3 protein-coding genes are annotated in these 3,316 nt (G+C 68.7%); all 3 read right to left on the bottom strand.

What is annotated here, in order from left to right:
- Nucleotides 1-466, bottom strand: a 466-nt coding sequence (locus Y705_RS17815; RefSeq protein WP_173401058.1) for a response regulator, incomplete at its 3' end; no start/stop codon positions are given.
- 58 nt (nucleotides 467-524) lie between these two features.
- Nucleotides 525-2,165 carry a DNA repair helicase XPB gene (locus tag Y705_RS0106035; RefSeq protein WP_026532208.1) on the bottom strand — a complete coding sequence of 547 codons (1,641 nt, stop codon included), beginning with the start codon at nucleotides 2,163-2,165 and terminating at the stop codon, nucleotides 525-527.
- Nucleotides 2,158-3,316: helicase-associated domain-containing protein (locus tag Y705_RS17810; protein WP_162149047.1), on the bottom strand; the 1,159-nt coding region annotated here is incomplete at its 5' end. The genes Y705_RS0106035 and Y705_RS17810, both read right to left, overlap by 8 nt.

Below are 3,316 nucleotides of genomic sequence, written 5' to 3'. Positions count from 1 at the left end.
CCCGCCGCACCTCGTGGGCGTCGTCGTCGAGTTCGAGGTCGGCCACGCGGATGACGGCGTCGTCGTCGCCCATCGGCTGGGTGCGGCGCAGCACGGCACGGATGCGGGCCACCACCTCGTCGAGGCTGAAGGGCTTGGTCACATAGTCGTCGCCGCCGACGGTCAGGCCGGTGACCTTGTCGTCGGTGTCATCCCGTGCGGTGAGGAAGACGACGGGGAAATGGCGTCCGGCGGCCCGTAGCCGCCGTGTGACGGTGAAGCCGTCCATGTCGGGCAGCATCACATCGAGTACCGCGAGGTCCGGATTGTGGGTCTCCGCTGCGGCGAGGGCTTCACGGCCGTTCGCTGCGGCGACGACGTCGAACCCTGCAAAGCGCAGGGACGTCGAGAGCAGTTCGCGGATATTCGGTTCGTCGTCGACAACCAGCAGCTTTGCTTCAGGGCCTGTTTTCTTCACGCCTGCCATTGTTCCGCTGCTCTCTGGGAATATGCTGGGAGTTCGCTGGACGCCTTCAGGGCTACCATCATCCACTCAACCCTGCGGCGTCGAGGATGCGGTAGGCATAGCCCTGTTCGGCGAGGAAACGCTGCCGTTTGGCCGCGAACTCCTGGTCGAGGGTGTCGCGGGCGACGACGGTGTAGAAGCGCGCAGCGCGCCCGTCGGCCTTCGGGCGCAGCAGCCGCCCGAGGCGCTGCGCCTCCTCCTGGCGCGAGCCGAAGGAGCCGGACACCTGGATGGCGACCGAGGCCTCGGGCAGGTCGATCGAGAAGTTGGCCACCTTGGACACCACGAGGGTGGTCAGTTCGCCCTGCCGGAAGGCCTCGAAGAGCCGCTGGCGTTCCTTCACCGGGGTGTCGCCCTTGATGACGGGGGCGTCGAGGCGGGCACCGAGATCGTCGAGTTGGTCGATGTACTGGCCGATCACCAGGAGCTGCTCACCGGCGTGCGACGCGACGAGCTTCTCCACCACGGCCGACTTGGTGTCGGAGGTGGCGCAGAGCCGGTACTTGTCGCCGTCGTCGGCCATGGCATAGGCGACGCGCTCGTCCCGGGGGAGGTCGACGCGCACCTCCACGCAGTCCGCCGGGGCAATGTAGCCCTGCGCCTCGATGTCCTTCCAGGGCGCGTCGTAGCGCTTCGGGCCGATGAGCGAGAAGACCTCACCCTCCCTGCCGTCTTCCCGGACGAGGGTGGCGGTGAGTCCCAGCCGGCGCCGCGCCTGGAGGTCGGCGGTCATCTTGAAGATCGGGGCGGGCAGCAGATGCACCTCGTCGTACACGATCAGCCCCCAGTCATTGGCGTCGAGCAGTTCGAGGTGCGGATACAGGCCGCCGCGGCGCATCGTCAGCACCTGGTAGGTGGCGATCGTCACCGGACGGACCTCCTTCTTTGCACCCGAGTACTCGCCGATCTCATCTTCGGTGAGGGAGGTCCGCTTCAGCAGTTCGTCCTTCCACTGCCGGGCGGAGACGGTGTTGGTGACGAGGATGAGGGTGGTGGTCTTGCTGGTGGCCATGGCTGCGGCACCCACGATCGTCTTTCCGGCGCCGCAGGGGAGCACCACCACTCCTGATCCGCCGGACCAGAAGTTCTCCATCGCGAGCTTCTGATAGGGCCGCAGCGTCCAGCCGTCCTCCTTCAGGGCGATCGGATGCGGTGTTCCATCCACGTAACCCGCGAGATCCTCGGCCGGCCAGCCCAGTTTCAGCAGGAGCTGCTTGAGCGCTCCGCGCTGCGAGGAATGGACTACCACGGTCTCCCCGTCGATGCGGGGGCCCAGGAGCGGCTGGATCTTCTTCGCGTGAAGCACTTCCTCGAGCACCGGGTAGTCGGTGGTGCGCAGTACCAGCCCGTGCTGGGCATCCTTCTCGAGGCGGAGCCTCCCGTACCTCGACATGGTGTCCTCGATGTCGATGAGGAGGGCGTGCGGAACCGGGAACCTCGAGTACTTCAGCAGGGTGTCGAGCACCTGCTCGGCGTCGAGCCCGGCCGCGCGCGCGTTCCATAGACCGAGCGGGGTGAGGCGGTAGCTGTGGACGTGCTCGGGTGCGCGCTCGAGCTCGGCGAAGGCGGCGATGGCGTGCCGGGCCTCCGTTGCGAGCTCGTGGTCGACCTCCAGCAGGATGGTCTTGTCGCTCTGCACGATCAATGGACCGTCAGTCATCGGGTGTTCCCTCCACTATTTCCACGTCCATGACCCGGTGCACCGAGACGACTTTTTCCACTTGCTTCTGCGGGTCGTAGACCCGAACCCGGCCTCCGGACACTGATAGGGGAACGAGGATCTGGCGGACGGAATTCCCCTGGCTGTCGGCGGTGCCCAGCCGCACCGGTACTTTCCGGCGGATGGCAGTCCTCAGTGTTTCGAGCCCGAGGAGGACCTCGCTTTCCTGGCCCTGTCCCGGGGAGCGGTCCACCGGGCCGGTGCCCCGGAGCCGCAGGGAGGCCAGTTGCGCTTCGATCTCCTCTCCGCTGAGCGACCACGGGTTGAGCCGCGTACGGGAGGTTGCGATCGGCGGCGGCAGATCCGGAACGCCTGAAGCCGTGTCGTCCGGGTGCGCGTCCGAAGGTCGCCGCGGGCCGCGGCCCTGCGTGCCGGGGCGGATCTCCGGCGCGGGTGCGTACCCGAGGTCACGCAGGAGGGAACTCAGCTCCGCCGGACTCGCCGGGGAGGCGATCACCGTCGGGGCCAGCTGGACGAGGCCGAGGGCGGCTGCGCGCGGGTCGGCAAGGAGCGCGGCCACGACGGCGTCGTCCTCGGTCCGCACGTAGCTGGCGGCGCCCCCCACCCGGAGGCTGCCGTACCTGCCCGCGGTGTCCTCGACGAGATAGGTGAGGGCCTGCGGCACCGCGGTGGTGGAGTGCTCTGTGAGGAACGCGGTGATGGACGCGGCGTCGTGGCCGGCGTCCAGCGCCCGTCGGATGGAGTCCGCCGAGAAGCGGTACGTGGTGGCCGGCCCCTGACCCTCGGGGGTCGAAAGCGTCAACAGCTCACGCGCCACGGCGGGTTCGAGGTAGCCCGGGGCGATGGCGGTGAGGTCGGCCTGCAGGACCACACGGCTCACCGGGGCGGGAAGGGCCGCCCCGACCGCTGCCGCGGCGTCATCGAGGAGTCCCTGTTCCACGAGGAAACCGATGGGAGTCAGCGCGCCGCCTCCGAAGAGCCCCAGCGCCGCGGCCTCGGTCAGCATCCCGGGAACGAGCCGTTCGAAACGCCTTCGGAGCCGTGGCTGATGCCAGGACAGCCAGTCAACGAGGTCCTGCCCGGCGAAGCCGGCGGCCGGCAGCGACTGCGCGGCCTCGGGTCCTCCGCCG

Source organism: Arthrobacter sp. H41 (genome assembly GCF_000520535.1).
In the GTDB taxonomy this organism is placed as follows: Bacteria; Actinomycetota; Actinomycetes; order Actinomycetales; family Micrococcaceae; genus Arthrobacter_D.
This window is presented reverse-complemented; position numbering and strand designations above follow the sequence as displayed.